Source organism: Aureispira sp. CCB-QB1 (assembly GCF_000724545.1).
In the GTDB taxonomy this organism is placed as follows: domain Bacteria; phylum Bacteroidota; class Bacteroidia; order Chitinophagales; family Saprospiraceae; genus Aureispira.
Window position 1 is genome coordinate 169,295 of the sequence record NZ_JHBV01000043.1, and the last position, 26,160, is coordinate 195,454.

6 protein-coding genes are annotated in these 26,160 nt (G+C 39.4%); all 6 read right to left on the reverse strand.

Features of this window, described 5'->3' with window-relative positions:
* Position 1: 1 nt before the first annotated feature.
* Positions 2–601: an RDD family protein gene (locus CG11_RS23815; RefSeq protein WP_197043922.1), complete on the reverse strand. Its 600-nt coding sequence runs from the start codon at positions 599–601 to the stop codon at positions 2–4.
* A gap of 369 nt (positions 602–970) precedes the next feature.
* Entirely contained in the window at positions 971–3,004 is a 2,034-nt protein-coding gene (locus tag CG11_RS23820; RefSeq protein ID WP_052599364.1) for a hypothetical protein, read from the reverse strand.
* A 350-nt stretch (positions 3,005–3,354) separates the two neighbouring features.
* The gene (locus tag CG11_RS23825) at positions 3,355–7,716 is read right to left on the reverse strand and encodes a CHAT domain-containing protein (RefSeq protein ID WP_052599365.1); all 4,362 of its coding nucleotides are present in this window, start codon (positions 7,714–7,716) and stop codon (positions 3,355–3,357) included.
* Between the two features lie 180 nt (positions 7,717–7,896).
* Positions 7,897–13,038: a LamG-like jellyroll fold domain-containing protein gene (locus tag CG11_RS23830; protein WP_052599366.1), complete on the reverse strand. Its 5,142-nt coding sequence runs from the start codon at positions 13,036–13,038 to the stop codon at positions 7,897–7,899.
* A 786-nt stretch (positions 13,039–13,824) separates the two neighbouring features.
* A complete protein-coding gene (locus CG11_RS30890) occupies positions 13,825–24,831 on the reverse strand; it encodes a T9SS type B sorting domain-containing protein (RefSeq protein WP_156039877.1) in 11,007 nt (3,668 codons plus the stop codon).
* Positions 24,832–25,170: 339 nt separating this feature from the next.
* Positions 25,171–26,127, reverse strand: a complete 957-nt coding sequence (locus CG11_RS23840; RefSeq protein WP_052599368.1) for a hypothetical protein — start codon at positions 26,125–26,127, stop codon at positions 25,171–25,173.
* Between the last annotated feature and the right edge of the window lie 33 nt (positions 26,128–26,160).

Here is a 26,160-nt window from a genome sequence, read left to right on the forward strand (position 1 = left end):
TTTAGTTATAATCTAAAGTATCAGCATCTTGGTCGTTTGAATTTTTTGAAAACGGAAGAGATTGAGCCAGCACACAATAAGTACGACTAAAACGATCGTGTATGGCCTGTTTTTTTTCGTCTAATAAGATAGCAGAACAAGAGAAGATAAAGAAAAAGGTAGTCATCTGTATAGTTGCATCTCTACCTATATTAGAGGTTTGTTCTAAATTTTGAAACTCTTCTAATGTATGTGCAGCATAAAAACCATCGATATTAAACAGCGCAAATGTAGAAAAAAGTAAACTCAAACTTACCGCAAAATAAGGCAGAAATCGCAAGGCTGCTTGGTTAAAAGAAAGTGCTTCAAAATTTTCATCTACAACACGGATTTTAAGAGCCATTTTGCCTAAAGTTGCGCCGTATTTCCATTCCATGACAGGTTTGTAAATCCACCAAATAACAGTAATTAGAATACTTAAGCTGAGTACTTTAAATGAGATGGTATTTAAGTTATTTAATATGTTTAAGGGGATAAATACTAAGCAATCAACGATAAAAGCATACATACGTTGTAGAAAAGTAGCATAAACTACAGGGGTATTGGAAGATGTTTGATTCATCAATACTATTTTGTTTTTCATTAGTCTAAAAAAAATAAGTCGTATATCATTTGTTTTTAACAAAGGTATACGACTCAAAATTAATAGAATTCTACAAAAAATAAGTTAATTGTATTTTAATACTTTAGAAAAGTAAAAAAGCTAAGTAAGAGGTCAGAAAAAATAAGAACAAAAAATGGGATTATTTTTTTGCTAGTCCAAGAAGAAAAAGGAAGGCTTAGCGAGCTAAGACAAGTTTTTCTGATGAAGCGTAGCGCAAAAAGAAGGCTGTTTTAGCTGCGCTGCTACTGCGTGGTACTTGTTATTTTTTTGAACGATTACTTACCTTCTATCGAATGCCTAAAAAGGGGCAAAAAATAGGTAAAGATCCTAAAAACGAACAGGTTTGTTTTTAGCTTGTTTTTCACATTTTCGACAACACTGCTTGTAGTTTTTATTGGTGGTGTAAATGCTCACAATAGGAATATCTACAGCAATAAAAGCGCCCCAACGCCAACCACTTGTCTGAGTTTGTAGATTGCCATTGGTAACGGTTCTTAAATTAGGTCCCAATTGAGCGCCCACGCCAATAGAAATGGGGTACTTGGGAACACCATAGACCAAATAGCCACCAGGGGCCAATACATTTTCAAATTTTAAATCAGGCAATTCACTGACATTATCATCCTCAAATCGGAATGCCGTTAAAGCACCAATATCTAAGACAGAAGCTAAAAGACTGATAGAACCATAGTTTTTGAACCCCCAGTTGAATGTTACCCCAATTGGAGTGGCTACCGCATAGTATGGATTTGCGCCTACATTATCTAAAATTTCTTGACCAGCAGATAGTCCGACATAGGCATTAAGGGCAATACTAAATTTAGAATACTTTTTAATCGCTGAACCACCTGGAGGCAATGCAAAAGCAGAAATAACATCCGAAACTTCTTCTGCTGTTTTAGCCTTTACAGCCGTAGCAATGAATGTTCCGTATTTTAGCATGACTTGGCGTTCGCAAGCAAACTGACCTTCGGGCAATAATTTTTCTATGATAAATAAGGTATTAATTAAAGCAGAGGTATAATGTTTTTTACGAACTTCCAAAGCCATTCCATTGATGTCACCAACTATGGTCATATAACGATAAACAATACTATCTTCTTTACTGGTTGCGCCCAAAATCTCTTTTTTAAACTCATACGTATACAACAACAAATCACAAATATTTTGAGTGAAATCATAATATTCATCATACTCAAGTTCTTTGTCTGCATCTGTCATCGGTGCAGCATTTCTATCTCTTCGGCGATCATTAGCTTTGCGACGCATATCTTTAGCCAAACGCTCTAAGGCTTTGGTTTTGTCCAAAAAAGCTTTGAAAGTATTGAGCAATCTACGAACACGCGGCGCATTTTCACGAACGCTCAAAGGTGCTAGATATTCCGCAAATGTTTTTTCACCCATTTGAATATCTTTACCTTGTTGATAAATTAGCCCTAGATAAAGTGTGGTGATAATTGGGTTTTGCAACATTTTAGTAACCTTTTCGGGTTCTACCCAATACCCATTGTCGTCTTTGTTTTCAAGAGATTTAGAAAGCAAGCCCAAAACTTGCAAACTGCTTTGTAAGACAGGAACAAATTTAGAGCTATCGACTTCGGGCGTTATCGTATGCAGGTAAGCATCATCAGCTAAATAATTAATAATATCAGAAGGAGTTGTTTTATCATAAAATAACTCAATAACTTTAAAAAAGTCACTCATCATATGTCGAACAACAGTGTTTTTAATTCTAGAAGATTGTTGAACATAATCTTCGAGATTATAGACCAAATCTTCCAAGTCTGCAAGAAAGCTTTCTCTTAGGACTTCCCAAAAAGCTTTGAACTGATAGATGTTTTCATCAATTTTAAGAAGTACTTTGGTTGTCGTAGGAAACAAAAACTGCATTTCTTCCGAACGCTGCACGATTTTTTGAAAATCTCTAAAGAATGCAATGGACAATTCTTGCTTGGTGCGTTTGACTAAAAAGTCTGTCAAGCCCATTAAGAATGTAGAGCCTGGCAAGCCTAAGCCTGTACTTGCGCTTGCTAGGTCTCCAATAGCACGTTGTCCCGTTTTTCCACTAAAGACAACATCGCCTCCCAAAAGATCTGTTAGCATGGGGGCAATAAAAGGATTGTCACGATACGCATCGACAATCTCATCGTACGTTAGTCCTGATTGAACCGTACTAAAGTTTCGAGCTAAAATTTCGTAAAAAGTCTCTACATCTTCTAAATCATACAGACCATAAGTGTCATAATCTACAAATTCGTGCAGTTTGAATGCATCGTGAATTGCTTGGGCTCGAACAGATTTGCCAAGCGTTCCAATGATTAATAGAGAGAAAAGGAGTTTCAAGTATGCCTTGTTTACCATAGTTTTAAGTTTTTTGTTAAAAGGTTCTTTTGTATTGCAGTTCCGTTAAATACGCTGTAATAAACAGGTCAATAGGTTATTATTTGGATAGATAAGTAATCGTTCAGAAAAAATTCTATAAACCACGAAGTAGCAGCGCAGCTAAACAACCTTCTTTTTGCACTACTCTTCATCGGAAAAATTTGCTTTAGCTCGCTACCACGCAGTAGCACCGCAGGTAAAACTGTACATTTCCTCTTCGATTAGCACTAAAAATAAGGCTATTTTTTGCCTATAATTTTTTATACCCACTTACTTATTGATGATTATTACAAAAGAAATAACAGAACGCTATTCATTATTAGTGTTGTTTATTCAATCAATAAAAAAGCCGCCCAATAGTAAGGGTTTCTATAGCGTTTTCGCATCGTGTGTTGTGCTTCTTCAAAAGCTTGGTGTGCAGATTTGCCGTTGATATACCCTTGGTAAAACAACTGCATTAATTCGGATGTTTGAGCATCTGGAACTTTCCACAAACTAATTAATAATTGCTTGGCACCAGCAGTTTTGAAAGCACGACGCAAGCCCATGATACCTTCATTGTTATCAATATCTCCACGCCCTGTTTCACAGGCAGATAGAACGACCAAATCTGTATTAAACAAGTCCATATTGGCAACCTCTAGAGCTGTCAATATACCATCGTCCAGCCCTTCTATCTCTGCTCCTCCTTTCCACACACGATTGATACCTGCTAACGCTAGCCCTGAACGTAATAAGGGATTGGACAGATTAGCAATTTTATCTTCTAATGTGGCTAATTTTTTGGGGTTAAGCCAACTGTCATCGTCTTCATCGGAGGTAGGGGTGGGAAAGAAGTAACCATGTGTGGCAATGTGAAGAATGGTAGGCGAGTTATCTGCTAAAATTTCTAAATTTTCTTCTGTGGCTAAGGTATCGGTTAATAAATTAACGACCCATCCTTCTGGAAAAACATTGGATATCGCATTAACTTCTTCTAACGTACCAGGGAGGTAATTAAAATCTTCACCTCTAGCCCCTCTAGAGTAAGCCAAATCCTCTTCGCTTAATTCTCTTTCTTCAAATGCTTTTTCTAAGTTTAATTCAGGAATATCGTTGCGTTGCGCCAAGTTTTGGATTTCTTCTTCTGTGAAGGTAAACTTTACCCCTCCAACGAGCCCCACATTGGTGACTCCTGGGCTTAGTTTGCCTACTTGCGGGTTTAGCAAATCACGGAGTGAACTGTAGTAGTGAATGGACCAATCATCCATAATACGGCGTTGGTCATAATCGCTTGTTCGCAAAGTACCAAAGGCAATTTTACTGAGAATTCCTCCAGGACAAATATGCAACCGTTTGGCATCTAGTACATAAGGCAACAACGGCTCCCAAACCAATTGGTACAAATAACGACTTTCCAACTCATCTGTAATATAATTGATGGTATTGGGGGCAATATCTGGTGCCAAGACATCTCCCAATTCTTCTTCTGTTGCCAAGCGAACAAAGATAGGAGCTTCGTAGTTAGAACCAATAACAGCAGCATAGTAAACGGCAGTTTCATAACCACTTTCGTCTACTTGATCTACAATTAAAAAATCAATAGCAAGGGCTGAACTATCTGGAGTTTCTACAGCTTTTAAGATTTGTTTTAGTTGATAAAAATTAAGTTGTTTATTATTCTTACCAAAGTAATCTCTCAAATCTTTAGAGGTCACCCCAATCTCTTTTTCTAGGTCAACAATTTGCGCACTAATATCGTTTTGTTTGTCTAAGGGCAGCGATGTAGATCTGGCCAACACTTTTCGAAGTGCTTGCATTTCGTGGCATTTTTTCTTGAGAACTGTATTTTCTGTTTCATTACAAATACTTTGTAAATTGGTGGATGTTTCTAAGGCCAGCCCCTTGACAGTCAAGTGTGCATTAAAGGCAGCTAAAGTTAAGGTGCTGTCTTTTCTAGGTAGCGCAAAATTAAAAAACGAATTCAGACGCTTAGAGATAGGATTTAAAAATAACAGGCGTTCTTTTTCTGCTAAATTGTTGTAGTTGGCTTCCAATCGTTTCAAATCAATCTGCAAAGCATCTTTATAATAGATAGCAGCCATAGAATCTTGTTCAAGGTTCTCATAGAACTGAGCAAAGGCAAGGTTCAAATTGGCCAACTCGTCTCTATCTCTAATTTTTTGTATAGCAGTTTTATAATAATAAATAGCCTGAGCTGTATCTCCTTTTAATTCTGCTAAATAGGCTAGGTCAGACTGGAGCGAAATATCTTTTTGGAAAGAAACGGGTGTTCTTTTATCATTTTCAAAAGCTTTAATATCATTGTAGTAACTTTCTGCTAACTCTATATAACCGTTGTTTAAATGTATTCGCCCAATATGTCGTTGAATTTTAATGTAAAGTAGTGCCATGTCAAAATTTTCATAGCGACTAAGGCTCGGATTATAAATTTCTGCCGTAGCCAAAGCACTCATGGCATTATCAAATGATTTCATAGCGATTTCGGGCTTCCCTTTTTGATAAGCAATCAATCCTAAATCGTCCAAGCATTTAGCAATAAAAACAAATTCTCTTTCTTTGATAGCTTGATTGACAGTTTGATAGTATAACAGAGCAGCTTTGTTAAGACGACCTGTTTTTCGATAAATTCTAGCCAAATTATAAGAAGCTTCAATGATCGTAAGAATGGTCTTTTTTTGCTTAGGTCGTTCTTCGTAATAATTGATGAGCGAACGATAATAACTTTCCGCTGAAACTAAACGCTCATTTTTGTAATGCCAATCGGCATATTTTTTTAAGTATTTGAGATAATCAAAGCCAATGCCTTGGTCTTGCTTTAAAATTTTTAATTCCTCTTCAAAAAAGAAGGCACTTTCTTCGGGAGTCCATGGGTCATATTGCTCCAAGTTGCCGATGATTCTCCTAACAAGAACTTCATATTCATAACTTTTGCCTTCTAAGTTGCTGTAAGTATCCAAAATTCGTTTGTATGCCAAAAAAGCTTCTCTAGGATGCCCAGGATCGCTTTTACTATAAAAATACCCATCAGCAATCAATTCTAATGCATTGTTATATTCAACACTATAGTTTGTAAACTCTTTGGCGATACTATCTAGTGGTGCTCTTAATAATTCTTTTAGGGGTTCTATCGGATATGTTTTAGGAAGATAGGCGATAAGTGTGTAACTAATTCCTGCAGGGTCACTTTTGAACAAAGAGTCAAGCCAAGGCGTCGCCACGTAATAATTTGAGGTGTCTAGTTTTCGAATGCCTTTAAACAAAAGATTTTCTCCATCTCTACCAAAGTCATATTCTTTGAGATAGTACCAAGCTGCTTGAAACATAGCTCCAATATATTCCTTGCTATTTTGACCATAGACCGATTTCATAACTCGCAAATTGCGTTCTTGGATAACATATATTTTCCAAGGGTGCACAACCTTTTTTATGTACTGCTCAAAAAGAGTTGGGCTACGATCAATAGGAAGTTCTATTGCAAGTTCGTCAAGCAAATTAAAGGCTTTTTGGTAGAGCTTTAGAGCATTTTTATCACTTCCATCCAAGGCTTCTAGGTTCGCTAATTGAATCAAAGCACCTACATATTGCTCACTTTTACCAAATTCCACTTCAATCTGTTTTACAATACTCTCTTGAATGGCAATTTTCTTTTCTTCATTGGTCAAATCCCAAGTGTCTTGAATGGCTTTGACAATAATATAATATTGCCCTTTTTTACCTCCATGGTGTGTTTCTAAGTCTTTTAAGACCAATTTGAAAATTCGATCAGAATCATAATAAATAAAGGTAGCATCGTCTGCGAGCTGTAGAAAAGGACGAAGGTCTGTAATAAAAGTATCACTAGCAGTTTCGTGTCGTTTGATTCTATCCATGATATCTTTTTCCAAAAGATAGAACTTTTTCATTTTAGGGTTAAACGTAGCAAAAGCCTTTTTGTATTTGGGGTGTTTTTTGCCGAGTTTTGCTTCGTAGATGTCTAAGGCATCTGCCAGCCAAGTGTAAGCCGTATCAATATACATATACTCGAAATATCGGATGTCGCTATGTATGATAATATCTGCAAAAGCAGTTATTTTATCGGCTAACTCAATACTATCAATAGGAGGAGAGAAGGCTTCTTGAACCTGAAGTTGTTGTTCAATAAAAGCAATAATGTCTGTAGGTAAATATTCAGACATGTTTTGATAGATTGGAGTACGCTTCTCTTTAGGTAATTTGGGTAAAATTTTATAGGCTTGGTAAGCATACTCGTAGGCATCGCCAGATTCTTGATCTAAGAGGTAAATTTTAGCGCGTTGCAAAAGTGCTTTGACATAAGAAACGGATAGCTTTTTATTGGCTTTTTCAAGTTCTTCAAGTGTCAAATCAGCATCAATTAATCGGGCTTGATGTTCTGAAAGTTGTGCCAAAGATTCTAAGTATAGATTACTTTTCGAGCCTTTTTCTTTTCGAATAATTCGAAGACCAATAGCTGCCCAAATTCGAGCTTCGTCTTGGTTGTTTTCATCTTGATAATATAATAGCGCCAGATTTAAAGCTGCTTTGCCATATTCGATGTGTTCCTTGCTATATAGGGTCTGAGCTTCGGATAATTCTTGTTGTGCTTTGGTTAAGGCTTGCGGGCTTACTTGACTATGCGAATACTGAACAACCAAACAAAAGAATAGAGAGAGTAAAAGTTTGCTATGCATGAGTGGAGAATTATAATCATTTTAGAGGTTAGAGTATAAATTTAGAACTTTTTGCTTAAAATGTCCTTTTTTGGTAAAAAAAAGACGCTCTATTTTGAACAGAACGTCTCTTGATAATCATATTTTTAACAAAAAAATCGTTGCGTAAAACGATTACTAACCTAATATAAGTAGCAATGTTTAGGAGCGCATAATAATTTTTGTGTAATAATGTTGCGTGCCAACTTGTATTTTTAAAGTATACATACCTGCGGCATGTTGCTGAAGGTTGAGTGTAGTTTTGTTATGATTTAATGTTTGTTCATGAACTTTTCTACCAACAGCATCAAAAACCTCAACCGTATAATAAGCACCTTCTAACCCTCTGAAATCGATGTTAAAGATACCTTGGTTAGGATTAGGATAAACCCAATATCCTATATCTTGGATAAATTCGACCGTTCTAACATTACTATAACTAACAAAATCATTGATGTCTGTAATTTCTAGACGGTAATAATTTTGACCGTTCATAGGATTTTTGTCCAAGAAACGATAGGAGGTTGGTTGATTCAAACTGATTAATGAACCAATTTTTTCCCAGTGAACACCATCTGAACTGCGTTGAATGTCAAAGAAACGGTTGTCTTTTTCAGATTCAATTTCCCAAGACAATAAGACTTCTTGATTAGACGTAGGTTGTACCTCAAAATGCAAGAATTTATTGTTTAATAGTACGGTATTATTAACAGGGAATAAAATGCTAAAATCATTAATTCCTGCAAAAGAACAGTGATTGTTACCTGCTGTATTGTCTGCCGTAGTAGCGGGCGAAAAAGTTTGAGGCCAGGCTCCAAAAGCTCTAGAAGGGCGTTTGTACAAGGTGAATTCAGTTAATAAATTAGTTGTAACATTACCATCAGCATATCTAAACAATGGAATAGCTGCCAAAGCTGTATTCACAGAACCAAAATTATTGACGACCCAATATCCTGTTTCAAAGGGAGCATTGGCTGGTGCTGCAACTGGATTTTCAGTAAGAACATGAGTAACGACAATTTCACCATTAGGATGGGTACTTGGAAAGTTAATCTCCAAGTTAGTACCTGTAAAAATAACATTACCATTTGTTGTAACAGATTGAGTATTAGAAATACCACCACCAACATGCACTTCGGAAGGTAAATAAGCTGTTGGATTCACTTGTGCTGTGCTATGGCTAATTCCTAGCGCATCTCGAACGCCCAAATTAGTACCGACAACCTTATCTCTATCAAATTGATAATATACAGCTAGATGAGGTTCAGTACCATCTAAGGATCGATGCATTGCTTCTCGAATTTCTGTTTGTGTTCTAGCAACTTTCCAAATTCGGACTTCATCCATTTTTCCATTAAAGAAATCAGATAAAGCAACACTAGCATCTCCCGAATGGGTACCTATATTATGAATACCACCTGCATCTGCTTCCGTAGAAGTTGTAGAACCGACTAAAATTCCATTGATATACAAGCGCATTTCATTGGTTAACGTGTCGTAAGTACCTGCTATGTGATGCCATTCAGAAGGGGTGATTGCTCCTGTTACGATAGCAGCGCCTTCTTGCTTGAAAAACTGAGCTTGTCCACCTGAAATATCTAGACCCGTTCCAGAAGTGCCAGTATAGTTGTGGTTTCCTAGGATGACTTGCCTAGTAGCCACATCGTCTGGATAAACCCAAGCTTCAAATGTATAAGAAATATCTTGCGTATTAGAAGCACCCAAAGGCGTTGTATCCATAGCAATGTAATCATCTACACCATCAAAATCATACATGTTTCCTCGAACATTACTAAATAAGATAATGGAAACTTGAGCGGAGTCAGATGCTTTTACACAGGTAGGACCACAAGATACACGTCTATACCAGACCGCATCTAAACTGCTGTTAACAATTACTTTTAGAGTATCGCCAGAGACACCATTGGGATACACAGCAGCATTACTAGTTAACAAGTTCCAACCCGTTCCCGTATTGATTTCCCATCCATTGCCACAAGTTTCATTAATACTATTAACAATAAAATCTACCGTATCTCCAGCATTTCCTACTTGTGAAATAGGCTGTCTTGTAATCTGTATCAATTGAAGTGATGTTGTATCACTATTAAGTGTTCCACAAGGACTGTTGATAGCACAATAATATTGATGATTGTTAATGCCTGTAGGGTTGGTAAAGGTAAGGGCAGGAGAAGTTGCACCACTATAAATACCACCATCAATAAGAGCAGACCATGTTGTACCATTAAATTCAAACCATTGGAAACTACTGGCATTAGTTGCTGTGATAACTAAACTAAAATTATTGTTTTCACATTGGATCGTATTGGCTGCTAAATTTGTAGTGATGTTTGGAGCAGCTGTATTGATGGTTAATGTGGCATTATTGGAAGTGGTATTGCAGGAACCATTGGCAACAACACAACGATATAAGAAACCATTCATGGGCGCATTGATGCCAGAAAGGGTCAAGGTTGCAGAAGTTACTCCACTGTAAATGCCACCATTGGTAATATTCACAAAGCCGCTTCCTTGGTCTTCTTGCCATTGGAAAGTAGTTGCAGTTGGTGCATTGATAGTAAACGTCTCGTTGTCCCCAACACAACCATCTTGGTTGGTAGGTTGTGTTGTAATTGTTGGAGTTGTATTAACGGTTAGTGTGGCACTATTGGAAGTAGTATTACAAGTTCCATTAGCAACAATACAACGGTATAGGAAGCCATTCATGGGCGCATTGATGCCAGAAAGGGTTAAGGTTGCAGAAGTTGCTCCACTGTAAATACCACCATTGGTAATATTCGCAAAGCCACTTCCTTGGTCTTCTTGCCATTGGAATGAGGTTGCAGCAGGTGCGTTGATGGTAAACGTTTCATTATCACCGATGCAGCCATCTTGGTTGGTAGGTTGTGTTGTAATAGAGGGGGCTGTATTGACGGTTAGTGTTGCATTATTGGAAGTTGCATTACAAGAACCATCGCTAACAAGACAGCGATACAAAAAGCCATTCATGGGCGCATTGATTCCTGTAATGGTTAAGGTTGCCAAAGTTGCCCCACTGTAAATACCACCATTGGTAATATTCGCAAAGCCACTTCCTTGATCTTCTTGCCATTGGAACGTAGTTGCAGCAGGCGCGTTGATGGTAAATGTTTCGTTATCACCAACACAACCATCTTGATTCGTAGGTTGTGTATTAATGGTTAACCCACCACCAATTGTCAACGCAGCATTGTTAGAAGTGATGGATTGGTCACAACCATTGCCAACGATACAACGATACAAAAAGCCATTCATCGGAGCTGTCACCCCTGTTAGATTTAGAGTGGCAGAAGTAGCACCACTATAGACGCCACCATTGCTAATATCAACAAAACCACTTCCTTGGTTTTCTTGCCATTGGAAGGTTGTACCACCAGTAGCTACAATCGAAAAAGAAGCATTGGCTCCAGCACAAGCGTTGGTAGGATTGGGCTGTGTGGTAATGGTGGCAGCAGGGGAGATGAAAATACCATAGTCCTCTGATTCTCCTGTAAATAGATTGTCACAAGGACCTGATAGATTAAATTGGTCATTAATAACTCTCATTCTAAGCAAGTCGCCTTCAACAGCATTGGTAGGAATAACAACATTTTGAGTAAACGTTTGATAACCACTACCTGCTGTAGTAGAACCACTCAAAATGCTCTCGCCTGCAGAGAAAACGCCATCATCATTATAATCAATAAAACAATTATAAAAGCCATCTTGCCCGCCACTGTTACCTACTGTAATGGACAAAGAATAAGTTTGTCCTTCTGTTACACAGGTTGTTTGAGTACATGAAAAATCTTGTGGTCCATTGGTTGCAGGAGGAGTGCTGTTGTTGATATTGTTGAATGTTACATTAGAAAAAGAATAGCCAAAGAAACCCGTGTTCTGAATGCCAGGGGTACAGGCTGCTGTAGGAGATTCATAAATAGTAATATAACCTGTTTTTGTTTCTGTATTGCCAGCTCCACTCGCATTCGTAGCCACAAGTGTTACTGCATAGGTTCCTGCAGTATTGTATACCACGCTTGGATTTTGGGCAGTAGAGTTGGCAGGTGTACCTCCAGGAAACGTCCATGCCCAACTTGTTGGATTGTGTGTTGATAAATCATAAAATTGGATGGTGCTTCCCGTGCAACCAGCAACAGCAGTACTAGCACATTCAGTTGTGAAATCACTAACAGGGGGAGCTACAGGAGTACAACCCGCAGAGGTCAACAAGTCAGCACGACCACTCGTTAAGAAGGAGCGTGCTCGTGTTTTTTGACCAGCTGTAAATTCTGTTTGGCAATCATCACTAGAGTAATCCATAAAATTGTGAATGTGATTGTCTCTTAGCGTCCCACATAAATTATTCGTTCCTGTAAGGCAAGCGCCAGAACGTTCATGGGGAGGCGTGTCACAAACTCGATCGCCATCTGTGTTACAGTTAGTGTTAGTAGGACAGGCGGTGCCTCCTGCATCTCCTTGGAAGGTGTGAAACAACCCAAAAGCATGCCCTAATTCGTGAATTAAAGTAATGTTGTAATTGGTAAAACTTTTGACATTAAAACATCGAGCAGCAGTCGGATCAAAGCCCAAGGAATTATGCATAATCACGGTACCATCAACGGCAGCACTAGCTCCTGGGAAATAAGCAAAGCCCTGTGTCCCACCTCCTGCGTTATTGCCATCAATTTCACTCACAACCCAAATGTTGTAGTAGTCCGTGTTGGGCCATCGACTTAGTGCTTTGATGGTAGTTTCGTTGTTTGTACCTGTTGTTGTTAGTCCATTGGCAGCATAGTCACTAGTTCCAGAAGCGTCAACACGATTGACACCATTGGTTGGGTTGCCAGAAGGGTCTTGTGCCGCTAAACAAAACTCAATTTCCATATCTACTCCATTACTGTTATAAGGGGCAATACCTCGGTAAGCATCGTTTAAACTAGCCAAGGCGCTTAGGATTTGCTCATGAGAAATGTTGGTGCCTGTTCCTTCGGCTTCTCCCAAGTGCATGACATGGAAAACGACTGGAACTGTCAGCAATGGAGCTCTACCTGTAGAGGAAGGGTTGTTTCTGATTTCTTGTTCTACTCTTCGTTGTATATCCTCAAAGTTTTGACGGTATACAGGGTCGTTATTTAATAAACGTTGATGAATTTGGTCTGAGCCACATTTTTCTTGTTGATTATGCAAAGATGGGTTGGTATAAATACTGGCATTTTGACTTTTCAACGTGTGTTGAATAAACAAGAAAGTGGATAAAAATAAGAGAATTTGTTGAATTTGTTTCATAGAGATACGTTTAGGATGAATACAATTAAATCTATTAAGATACTGTTGTGCGACACAGTAATATAGAGTAAGAAGAAAAAATAAAAGGTGTTTAATAAAAGGACGTTCTTACAATTATATTCAATAATTATTAGCAATATAGTTGATAATCATATTAATATGACTGATGTTTGGTGTATTGCGATAACATTCATTAAGTTATCTAATTAAATATTGTGTACAACTTAGGCATCTGAGTGATTCAGACGTATAATCTTGAGAAAACATTACAACATGAATAACATCCGCTAATGCTTTGCTAGCTACGAAACAACTACATGGCTTTAACGAGTTATTGTTTTTATATCTAAAAGCTTATTTGTTTTCTTAATTTTTAGGTTCAAAAGTGTCTAAAACTAGACAAACGCTTAAGGGGAAATACGATGATTTTCAGTTTTTGTGGAGTAGAAGGACAAGGGATTTGAAATAGTTGTATGCTTCTACGCACTATTAACGTATTACTTAGATATTTATTGGGGAGGTGTATCAATTCCTTTATGTGTATTTTTAACAGATTATTACCTTTTTTAGGGAATAATAGTTAACAAACTATTAATTTATTGACCTTACAAAAGCTCTGTTACTACGTTGTGGTTTACTAAAATTTACCACCATTTTATTGATTCTTAATTAGAATTAACGGTTTAAAGTAAAGAAAAAAATACTTGTGAAGAGAATAATAATTGTAAAAAAAGAAAACAGGCAACCTTTTGTCAAAGATTGCCTGTTGAATAATGATTAAAAAAACTATCGAATTAAAGTCAAGTCGCCTTTAAAAATCTCCGTAGAACCATCTACATAACGGACTCGAATGTAATAGACAAACACGCCTGTGTTCATCGGTTGTCCTAAGAAAGTTCCGTCCCATCCATAGGCAGGATAATTAGGGCGTCCATCTTTATGATGACAAAGGAGTTCCCCCCATCGATCAAAAATCATAAATTCTTCGATTTTGTCAACAGAACCAGAACTATAGAGCATAAATACTTCGTTGGTACGATCTCCATTCGGAGAGAATGCGTTTGGAACATAGACGCCTTTATCTTCATCAACTTCTATGAATACATCGGCTGTACTAGTACAGCCCTCATCTCCTGTAATGGAGACAGTATATAGGGTAGAAGTAAATGGTTGTGCTGTTAATTGATAACAAGTATCGCAACTCAAGCCAGTATTGGGCGTCCATGTTACAACAGGATTAGTTGGAGAATTAACAGGCATCTGAACAAATAGTGGTACTGTCTCTCCAAATTTGATACTCATATCGGCAGGAACTCGTAAAACAACAGAATCAGCAACAGCAACCGTTGCGCTTGTCGTAAAGATACAGCCACTAGCATCTGTGATTTCAACAGTATAGTTGCCAGCTCCTAAACCACTAAATGTGCCTGAATTTTGAACAATCCCTCCATTCAAAGAGAAGAAATAAGGAGGCGTTCCACCAGCAGCAGTTGCCACAATTTTCCCATCGGTGTCGCCAAAACAATCCAATTGGTCATCGCTAGCCGTGCCAGATAGTTGGGCAGGATCAGTGATTAACGTATTCAAAGAAGTAGAGCAACCATTTTGGTCTGTTACTGTAACAGCATAGGTTCCCGCACTTAGATTTCCTACCGTAGAACTGCTAGGATCAACTATTTGTATTCCATTGCTCCAACTAAAAATATAAGGACCAGTTCCATTTTGAGCTTCTATGGTTAGCATTCCGTTGTTGCCATTTTTACAATCTGCATTACTAATTTGCGTGAAAGTAGCCTGTAGTTCATCGGGTTGATACAAGAAAAATGATTCAACATGAGTACATCCATTGGCATCAGTTATGGTACAATAAAACGTGAAATTGGCAGCAATACCGCTAATAGAATTACTAGTACTGGGGCTATTGGACCAAGTGTAGGTTAAAGGAGGCGTCCCACCAATAGCACTAACAACAGCCGTTCCATCGTTGGCTCCAAAACAACTAATATCAGTACTCGTAGAAGTCACTAAAATAGGATTGGGATGATTGATGAACACAGAATCTAAGATGGTACAACCTTTGGAATCTGTTACCAAAAGCGTATTCCACCCATACGTTAAATAGGTTGGAATGCTATCATTGTAAGTAGAGGTATTGTTCCATTGGAAATAATAAGGTGTTGTACCTCCAGAAACTAGGGGAGTAGCAGAACCATTTTGATTAACATTGCAATCAATATCTATAATATTCGTAAAGGTTAACCCTAGTGGAGAAGGTTGGGTAACAATTTCTTGGAACGTAGCCGTACAACCACTATTATCGGTAACCGTTACAGTATACAAACCAGCAATTAGATTAGAAGCTGTACTAGTCGTTTGACCATTTGACCAAAGATAGGTGTATGGCGCTGTACCTCCACCAATTTGAATACTTGCTGTTCCGTTATTACCACCGTGGCAATTAATGGGAGTTGTAGAGCTATTGATTAGATACATAGCTGTTGGTTCTGTTATAACAATAGAAGCACTTGCTTGACAACCATTCATATCCGTTAGGGTAGCAGTGTGCATACCAACCGCAAGGTTGTTATTAATAGCAGTGCTTGTTCCATCATCCCATAAAAAGCTAAACGTAGGTGTGCCCGAAATTGGAATAATTTCAGCGGCTGCATCTTGACCACCTGCACAAGAAACATGATTAATTAGATTGATCGCTACGTTGGTTGGCGCAGGTTCTGTTAAACTTACTTGAGCAGTATCAGAACAGCCATTGGCATCTGTTATCTGCACAAAATAGGTATGTGGTCCCAAGCCTGTAGCGGTAGCAGTCGTTTGCCCATCAGGCCAAAGGTATGAAAATGGAGCTGTTCCTCCGATTGGCAGAGCCGTTGCCATTCCATCATTGGCACCCACACAACTGATATCAACACCATTATAGTTAGAACTAACACTTACAGTTGCCTGTAATAGACCAGGAGCAGTGATGGTTATACTAGCACTATCCATACAGCCATTGTTATCGGTAATTGTTACGGCATAATTGCCAACACCTAGCCCTGTTGCAATTGAATCGGTTTGCCCATCAGACCATAAATAGCTGTAAGGGCTAGTTCCTCCCGTTGTGCTAGCAGTTAATTCTGCATCGGTTGCTCCAAAGCAACTAATTGGAGAACCATTATAGTTAGAACTAATACTTATGGTTGCTGCAATAGAACTAGGTTCTGAAACAGTAATACTTGCTGTAACGCTACAAGCATTGGCATCACTTACCGTTACGGTATAAGCTCCAGTCGGCAAGTTGGTTGCAGCTGAACTGCTTTGCCCATCAGACCACAAATAAGTATAAGGAGCAGTGCCTCCTGTTGCTGTAACAGTTGCACTACCACTACTATCTCCAAAACAAATTGCTGGAGCAGCTGTAATGGTAGCGTGCAGTTCGGTTGGTTGGAAAATATTCACATCATCTGTGATCGTACAACCGTTGTTATCTGTAATGGTAACACTATGTATACCAAAGTCTAGGTTATTGACAGAGGAAGAAGTTGCTCCGTTATCCCATACAAAGTTATAAGTAGGAACTCCTCCAGAAACTACGACCGTGGCTTGCCCATCTGAAGCCCCAAAACAACTTGCATTTTGAACAGCGATAAATGTGTCAGAAAGGGCAGGTGGAGCAGTCAATGAATCGGTGTGCATGGTCCAACAACCATTAATATCTGTTACTGTAACAGCATAAGTGCCTCTAGAAAGTCCGACGGCAGTAGTGTTGGTTTGCCCTCCTGACCAGACATAGCTATAGGCACCAGTTCCACCTGTTGCACTCACTATCGCTGTTCCATCGTTGGCATCGTGACAACTAACATTATACCCATTGTAGTTGGAGGTGATGTTAGTTGTGATAACAATTTGTGGTGGATGCATGAGTGTAACACTGTCTAGGGCTGTACAACCTTGTGCATCTGTGACGGTTACGGGGTAAGTGCTAGCCTGTAAGCCTGTGATGGTATCGGTTGTTTCGCCATTAAACCATTGATAACTATATCCAGGAACTCCCCCAGAAGCACTAATCATGGCAATTCCATCGTTTCCATCGGCACAAGAAATTTGTTGCCCATTGTATGGGGTAAAAATAGTAGTATGGGTAATAATAGGAGAAGGACTATGAATGGAATCCTCAATAGTAGCGGAACATCCATTGGCATCCGTGACAGTGGCTTGATAAACCCCTTGGCCTAAGTTATGATTAGAAACGGAGTGGTTGCCATTGCTCCAAGCATACGAATAAGGGGCTGTGCCTCCACTGACAGTAAGCGTAATACTACCATCGTTACTATCAAAACAGTTGGCATCATTCACCAAGCTTGCAATTTGAATAGAATCGGTTTCGCTCAAGGTAATTGCCATGGCAGCTGAACAGCCATCTATATCTTCAACGGTTACTTGATAAACACCTGCACAAAGCCCTGTTGCCAAAGCCGTAGTTTGATTGTTCGGGTCATTCCATGTGAAGTTGTAAGGGCTACTACTGTTTCCGCCCGATGCGGATACAACAATAGAACCATCACAATGACCAAAGCAACTAGGGCTTGTTTGATTGATAACACTTAGGTTCAACGAAGTATTAGCAGGAATTAGTATGCTAGTATCAATGCTGCATCCATTAGCATCTGTTACCGTAACTTGGTTAAAGTTGGGGCATAGATTGTTAGGGGTAGGGCTGGTGTTCCCATTCGACCATAGGTAGGTATAAGGGGCTTGCCCGCCGCTTACTGTAACCGTTGCTGTCCCATTACAACCTGTCGAAGAACAATTGGAAGCAGTTGTGTTTTGTATCCTAATAACTAAAGGATTAGGTTCTAGAATTACAACTGAAGTACTTGTTGTGCAATTGTTTCTGTCGGTAACGGTTACTGTATGAGAACCTGCAAGGAGTTGTACTGCTGTTTGATTGGTTTCTCCATTATCCCATAAATAACTATAAGGAGTCGTCCCTCCAGTAGGGGTTGCTGTTGCTTGACCATCGGCAAGACCTGTACAACTAACGGGTTGAATAGGAGCTGCCAAGGTTGTTAAGGGAGCAGGTTCTGCCAAATTAATCGTTTCTACAACAAAGCAGCCACTATTATCGGTGACGGTGACGGTATAACTTCCTGCACATAGGCTAGAAAGGGCATTGGTCGTATTTCCTGTATTCCAAGCGAATGTGTGTGGTGTACCTGTTGTCGGAACAACAATGCTAATCGCCCCATTACAATCGCCATTACAAGTAATCATTTGGTCTATTGTTGGTGTTACTGCAAATGAGTTGGAATTGGCAATCGTAACAGCTAAAGTAGCAGAGCAATTGTTGACATCTGTCACCGTAACGGTATTGGTTCCTGCACAAAGGGCTGTTGGAGTTGCGGTAGTTTCTCCATTGGGCCAAAGGTAAGTAAAGTTTCCAGCACCACCACTAGCTGTAATGGTAGCGGTTGCATCGCAAGCCCCACAACTAGCTACGGTTTGAGCGTTTAGAACAACGTTAATGCCTGCTGGTTCGCTAATGGTAACAGGAATTGTAATGGTACAATTATTACTATCTCGAATTACAACGGTATAATTATTTGCCGTAAGATTTAAGAATGTTCCATTATTACTAAAGTTAATACCATCAAGAGAGTAACGATAAGGAGCCAAGCCAGAACCTGCTGTCGCTTGAACAATAATTTCACCATCATTATTACCAAAACAACTAACGTTAGAAGAGGCAATTAACGTTCCCGTTAATGCGCTTGGTTCAGTAATCACAATAGTTATAGAGTCTTGGCAATTATTGGCATCTTCTACCAAAATACCGTAATCTCCTGCTGGTAAATTATTAAATGTGTTGCTAGAACTGCTTATTAATAAGCCTACATTATCATATAAACTGTACGTGTAAATTGGCGTGCCGTTGGTTGCTAGTACTTGAACAGAACCAGTCGAATCACCGTTACAATTGATGTTGGTTTGATTGGCAATAGATGCTGTTACGCTTGTTGGTTGTGTAATGAGGATGCTTAAGGTATCCGAACAGCTATTGTCATCTGTCACCGTTACTCGGTAAGCACCTGCACACAGTCCAGTAGCTTGGGCGGTTGTTTGCCCATTGGACCATAGGTAACTATAATTGCCTACCACAGAGCCACCAGTAGTAGAAAGAAAAGCAGCACCATCACAGACTCCATTGCAGGATGCTGTTGTCATCGAATCTACTTGTATGGTCATCGGATTTGGTGTGCTGATAGTTACATTTGCTGTATCAAAACAAAGGTTGTCATCATAAACCGTAACGGTATAATTTCCAACACATAAACCAGTTGCTGTTGCTGTTGTTTGATTTCCTGCGGCGGCATCCCATAAATAAGTATAGGAAGTGGCAACACTTCCTCCAATAGCCACAACAGAGGCTTGTCCATTGCAATCGCCACTACAACTTACATCAATTGTATTAGCAATAGAAGCAGTTAGTAATAAGCCGTTATCAACAACAACACTAGCAGTATCAAAACAGCCGTTTACACCTGTAACCGTAACAAAATAAGTTCCCGCTGCCAACCCTGTAATTGTAGAATCGGTACGACCATTGCTCCAGTTAAAGGTATATGGAGCAACGCCGCCTAAAGTAACTGCTGATGCGGTACCATCATTAAGTCCAGAACAACTTAGAGGCGTTGACACTGGATTTAGGACAGGGTCCGTGGTAGTGGTAATCATAATTTCTCCCACATTATCACCTCCCAAACTACCAAATCCACCATCTAATTGAATGACATAAGGCGTATTAGGAGATAACCCAGTATAGGTTTGAGACCAGTTAAAAGGTTGAACGTCACAACTTGTAAAGGTTTGGCAATCGACAAGCGTATCGGGGTTATTGTCGCAGGGGGTCGCATCTTGGAATAGAGAGATATTAAATCCATCGGTTGGTGTAATACCCAAAATACAATTCCCATTAGAAACAGCATTGATGATACTGAGCGTTACGTCGCTGCCATTACAATCCGAAACAAAGTAATAATACACTGAATTTTCGGGATTGTCACCTTCTGAACATTCAAAATATCCAGGGGCACCACCCGAAACATTTTCCCCATTTGCACCAGCTGTATTAAAGCAATAAGGAACATTGGGCAGCATCGGTATTGCCAAGGCATCCAAACAGTCATCAAACCCACAACCTTCCGAAATACACAATTCATAGTCTTCTTCATCATCGTCTCCGTCTTCATTGAATACTTGGAGCCAAACGGTAGAGCCTGGAGTAGCTGCAACCTGAAAGGATACATCGCTACTCAAACCTCCTTGATCGCAATCAATAGGCGTCAGGTTGCCACAGGTGCCCGTATAAGCTACAACGGTTAATTCAGAAAAATCGCCTAAAATACCACCACCAACATTATCGTCATTGCCTTCAATGACTGCATTGCCAGAGGCTGGCATGGTAAATTGATACCAAGTGTCACCGCAGTTTCCTCCGCAGCCTTGTGCGAAAGCAGGGTTATAAGTAATGGTTGGTAAACCATAGTTTAATTGGGAGAACGTTCCATTGGCATTTAAGCAAGATTCAGATTGCACGGTTAGTGTAATAGCGCTATCGCAGGCATTATTAGCTGGTTCAGGATCACCTGCTACTCCTGTGCCATAACTTGGGTGTATATCTTCAATAGATATGTTGAACGTGCCCTCAATGACCAACCCAGAGCCATCGACTTGGATGAAGTAAACATTTCCAGGAACCAAGCAAGTTGCCTCTATGTTTTCCGTAATCAGAGCTGTTGGCCAAGTAGAACTTTCTATTTGTGATAATGCCCCCGTACAACTATTGTTAGACGAAGAAAATAGTCTGACTTCTGGATCCATTCCAAGAAATAGGTTGGTTGAGGTAACATCAATTTCAACACGCCCAGAAGGTGGTGCTGTAAATTGATACCAAACGGTATGAGTGGCATAGCTACCAACACCAGGTTCGCCTAGTTCTATGTTGGCGCAAACATTGGATTCACTATTGAGTGTTTGTGTTGTATTGGGAATTCCAAAATTATAGGCATTACAAATGTCATTATTATAAGGAAAATTGCTTGTACCTCCGTCATCTCGAATCTCAAGGGTGAACCAACCGTCTTCATCGCCAAAAGCACCATTGGAGCCGTCTACTTGTAAGAAATACAAACGACCAGGTTCTAAACAATCTACGCTCAATGATTCATCTTTGTTAAAAATATCGTAATCACTGTCTACTTCTAAGAATGGACCAGAGCAAGTGTTGTTAGGAGAATAGTACAATGCCAATTGTAAATCAATTTCGTCCCCTATGTTGTTTGGGTCGTTTTGGGCATCAATGGTTACATTACCAGAAGCGGGAGCTGTAAAGGTAAACCAGACGGTTTTATCAACACTAAATGCAGAAGGGGTAGGTTCGCCAGGTTCGGTATCTGAACAAAGATTGGTATAATCAATATTGTTATTAATAGAACCTCCATTGGGAACAACGCCTAGAGGTTCAGCATTACAAATAATATTATAAGGAGGGCGATAACCAGCTCCATCGTCTTGTACTTCTATTTGAAAATAGCCTTCCAAGTTCAGTGCAGAACCGTCTACTTGTACCCAATATCGTCGTCCTGGATATAGGCAGGTGACACTCACATCAGCATCAAAACTGAATAGTGGGTCTGCATCGCCATTTTCTAATAACGTCATATTTCCGGTACAAGTACCATTGCTAGACTCATAAACAGCTAATTGTAAATCAACGGTATTACCAACACCAGCAGGATCAGATTCTACAGAAATGGTAACATTGGCAGTTGTGTTAGCGCCGGGATGATTGGGGGCGACAAAAGAAAACCAAACCGTCTGTTCAATACTAAATGGATTGGGTTCGCCTGATTCTACGTCTGCACAGAAGTTATAATAATTATTACCATTGTTAATCGAACCACCAATAGGCACGACACCTAAGTTTTCATGTTGGCAAATTAAATCGTTGGTAGGAATAGGAACGGCTGTTGCCGCAGAAATACTAATGTCAAAGTATCCTTGAACATCCAAGAAAGAGCCATCAACCATGACATAATAGGTTTTTCCTGCTTCCAAACAGGGGACATTCAAGCTCTCGTTGAATAAATCTAAGAGCGAATAACCACTTTCAACCTCTGTTAGAGTACCTGTACAAAGGTTATTACTAGATTCAAAAACAGCTAACTGCAAATCAATGGCATCCTGATTGCCAAACGGCCAAGGCAAACTAGAAGTCGTATTAATATCAACCGCATAAGGACCTCCTGTTGCAGGAGTTGTAAATGAGTACCAGACGGTTTGATCTGTTCCAAAAGCAGAAGGTGTTGGGTCGCCCAAATCGTCGGCACAAAGGTTGTGTTGATTGGTAATGCCAACAGTTCCTGCAAAAGGATTGCCTAGTGCAATAGCATTACAGATAGAATCATTGGGCGCAACAGGAATAGAAGGGATTTCAGTAATGGTAATGTCAAAGTAGCCTTCGTGACCTTCTAATAAAACAGGTGGAGAACCATCAACTTGGATGTAATATATTTCACCAGGTTTTAAGCAGTAAACATCTAAATCAACGTCGTATAATAAATCATCGCCACTCACAAATTCTCTCCAAGGACCTGTACAGCCTGGCGTTTCCCAAACAGCAATCTGCAAATTGATAGGATCTGTTCCTCCAATAATAGGGTCAGAATTCATGTTAATATTAACGTTTCCTGTGGAAGGAGCGACAAAGGTGTACCAGACAGTTTGGTCAGCAGTAAAACCAGATGGTTGAGGTTCGCCTGTGGCTGTAGCGCAGAAGTTGTTTTGAGAACCATGGTTAGTGATAGGGCTAGTACCAACAGAGCCTCCTGTTGGGTCTCCTAATGCCAAAGCATTACAAGGATCATCGTATGGTGATGCCAAATCCCTAGGATCTCCATAAACCTCAATGTCAAAGATACCTACTTGCAAATCAGGGTCAATTAAAGACCCTTCCCCGTCTACTAATATCCAGTATTCTCGACCAGGAATTAGACATTCAACTTCCATGTCTTCGTCCCAGAGAATTCCAATTCCTTCGTGTTCTGACTTTATTTCAGTTGGAACTCCTGTACAAACCGCACCTGTTAAATCATAGACCGCTACTTGTAGGTCAATATTATCGCTGCTAAAAGGACCTCCATTATCCAAACGAATTTCTACTTTGCCAGAGGGCGGAGCAATAAACGTATACCAAACCCCTTGGTCATTTCCCCAGTTGGCAGGAATGGGTTCAAAGATATTATCTGCACAGTAGTTGTTTTGATCAATTAAGCCTACTGTACCTCCTGGAGCAGGCTGCCCTAGAGGAATGGCGTCACAAATTAAATCATTGGGAGCTGGAAATATTCCTCCATCTGTTATCGTCAAATCAAAGATTCCATCTACATTGAGAGGGGAACCATCGACCATTACCCAATAGTTTTCGCCAGGTGTTAAGCACTTGACGTCCATCGATTCGCCAAACAAACCTGGGGTATAATCAGAGGCAATAAAATCTAGTACCCCTGTACACGTTCCTGTACTAGTCCCATAGACTGCTAATTGTAAGTCGATAGGGTCGTTGGACAGAGGGAGTAAGGGGTCACTATCTGCATCTATAATCACATGCCCAGAGGGGGGGGCTTGAAAACGAAACCATACAGTTTGGTCCGAAGCCCAAGCACCAGGGTTGGGGTCGTTGGTATTGGTCGCACAAACATTGGAGCGACTTAAATTAGGAGTGGCTACCGATCCTCCATTGGGGACGGCACCCAGAAATTCGGCGTCACAAATTTCATCTCCTGCCTGTAAGATTCCTCCATCTACCACTTGCAACCCAAAGAATCCTTCTTGACCTCCTGTATTGATAACGTTGGTTCGTTCTCCATCTACTAATATAAAGTATGTTGTATTTGGGGACAGACAATTGACAGTCATGTCTTCATCGTTTAACAGACCTAAACCTTGGTATTCTTCATCAATTAAGTTTAATGTTCCTGTACAGGTTCCATTGCTAGACTCATAAAGTGCTAATTGCAAATCAATATCGTCTCCAAAGTTTTGTGGATCACTTTCGGCTTGAATATCAATTACAGCAGAGGGGAAGGCACCAGTTGTGAATTGAAACCAAACCCCTTGATCGTTGTCTCCACCCCAAGGATTGGGTTCGCCTATATTATCTGCACAGTAATTTCCATAATTACTCAAACCGCTATTACCAAGTGTTGTGTTAGAATTAAGTGTTCCTAAATTAATGGCATTACAGACAGTATTGTAAGCACTACCAGGCAGATTAAAACTTCCTGTTGCTGTAATGGTAAAATTGACATTTGCTGTACTTGATCCTCCTACCGCAAGGCTATAAGTAATGGCATTTCCTGGAGTTGGGGTAGCAAAATTTTGGCAAATTTGTTCCAAACAACTTTGACTAACCACACAGGCTGCGCCATCATCTTCAAATGCTCGGAGGCAAACTTGCAAATTGGCAGGATAGTTATTCGGGCAATTGAATGTTTCGTTGTATTGCGTATTGGGTGGATTGGTAAAACAAATTCCTCTTCTAGGATAAGTGGTATAGCCTTGACCAGCAACCTCTACGCGCCAATGTGGTTCTGGAGCCCCTCCAAAAAAGCCATCGGTACAGGTCGTGGTGGAATTTCCACTGTTGATTCTCACCGTCAGAGTGACTTGTGAACATAAAGTTGTGCTAAAACACAATAATAAAGGACATAGAAGGAAGGTCAATAGTACTTTCATAACAAATGTTCTAACAAAATTGCAGCAATGCAATGTTGAAGGTGGAAATTGATTGATACGAGATACTCATTTTTTGAAATGAGTGCTCTTATTTTTTTCGGATTTAGGAACTAGCGAATATACTAAAATAAAACGAAATATTTTAGGATTCATTGCAGTGTAAAGCTTAGAGGGACATTAATTTAACTGTCTGGTTGGTTTTATAGAGAAGAAGAACAAGAGGAGAGGAATGATGATGATGGGTGTTGGAATTGAAAAGAGCAGATGCAAAAAATGCATCTGCTCTAAAACAGCAATAGAGTTGCTTTTATTTTTATAAAAGAATCGTTATGGTAGCGACTAGTTAATATTCACATTTAATGGACCAACCCAGTTTGTGGGAGTTCCATCCTTGCAAATTGTTCGAACATAAAAATCGTAATCTTTGTTTCGAGTTAGCGGACCATAAAACACAGTCACACTTCTTGCTGTGCTTGTCACGGTTTCTATATTTCCAGAAGTAGGAGCATATCCATTACTAACTAAATTAAGTTCGTAATCGGTATTGCCTCCATTATCTTCCCAAGTACATTCTGCCCCAAATGGTCGGGAAAGGCTATCTCTAACAATCGAAAATGATAAATTGGATGGTGGCATGCAAATATTGAAATTTTCAGAGGCATAATGTGTGAATGGTCCAGCCCAATCGCTCCAACCTAATGTATTGTTACAATAACCTCGGACATAAAAATCATAGACTTTTCCTTGCTCTAATACCATGTCTCTACAATTCATATTATTGGTTGTAATTTTTTCTCCTGCACTTGCGGACGTTCCTGCAATTCCATAACTCACTTCGTAATAAGAAGAACTTGTATTATTATTATAATTATTCCAAACAAACCCAGAGTTGCCAACAAAAGTTAGACCATGTGGAGCTTCACAAAAATCCCCAAAGTTGATTAAAACAGGATTAGACCAGTATATAACAGATAAGTCATTGAGTGTAGCAGAAACATTAAATGTATAGATACCACCTGATCGAATAGACAACTCACTTATTGTTTTGGTAATGGTGCTGGTTTCTGTTGTTGTAAAGTCTCCAAAATGGCTTGAACTAGCATTAGAATTGCTATACGTTATTTCATAGTATTGAACATCTTGACCTGTAGCCGAAAAATTAAATACAAGATCATTGTTTGATTTTGTAACTGAAAAAGAGGCAATTTGAGTGCCAGTAGGTTTCTCTTCTTGGCAAGAGGTTAGATAGAATATTCCCAAAAGAAAAAGGCAGATGTACTGGGGTGAGCAATGCATAAGTATGTTGATTTTTTTTTATAAAAAGAGTTG

Bases quoted from the DNA above. Each gene is read 5' to 3' on its own strand.
- CG11_RS23815 (WP_197043922.1), bottom strand. From the start codon at position 601: ATGAATCAAACATCTTCCAATACCCCTGTAGTTTATGCTACTTTTCTA.
- CG11_RS23830 (WP_052599366.1), bottom strand. From the start codon at position 13,038: ATGAAACAAATTCAACAAATTCTCTTATTTTTATCCACTTTCTTGTTT.
- CG11_RS23840 (WP_052599368.1), bottom strand. From the start codon at position 26,127: ATGCATTGCTCACCCCAGTACATCTGCCTTTTTCTTTTGGGAATATTC.
- CG11_RS30890 (WP_156039877.1), bottom strand. From the start codon at position 24,831: ATGAAAGTACTATTGACCTTCCTTCTATGTCCTTTATTATTGTGTTTT.
- CG11_RS23820 (WP_052599364.1), bottom strand. From the start codon at position 3,004: ATGGTAAACAAGGCATACTTGAAACTCCTTTTCTCTCTATTAATCATT.
- CG11_RS23825 (WP_052599365.1), bottom strand. From the start codon at position 7,716: ATGCATAGCAAACTTTTACTCTCTCTATTCTTTTGTTTGGTTGTTCAG.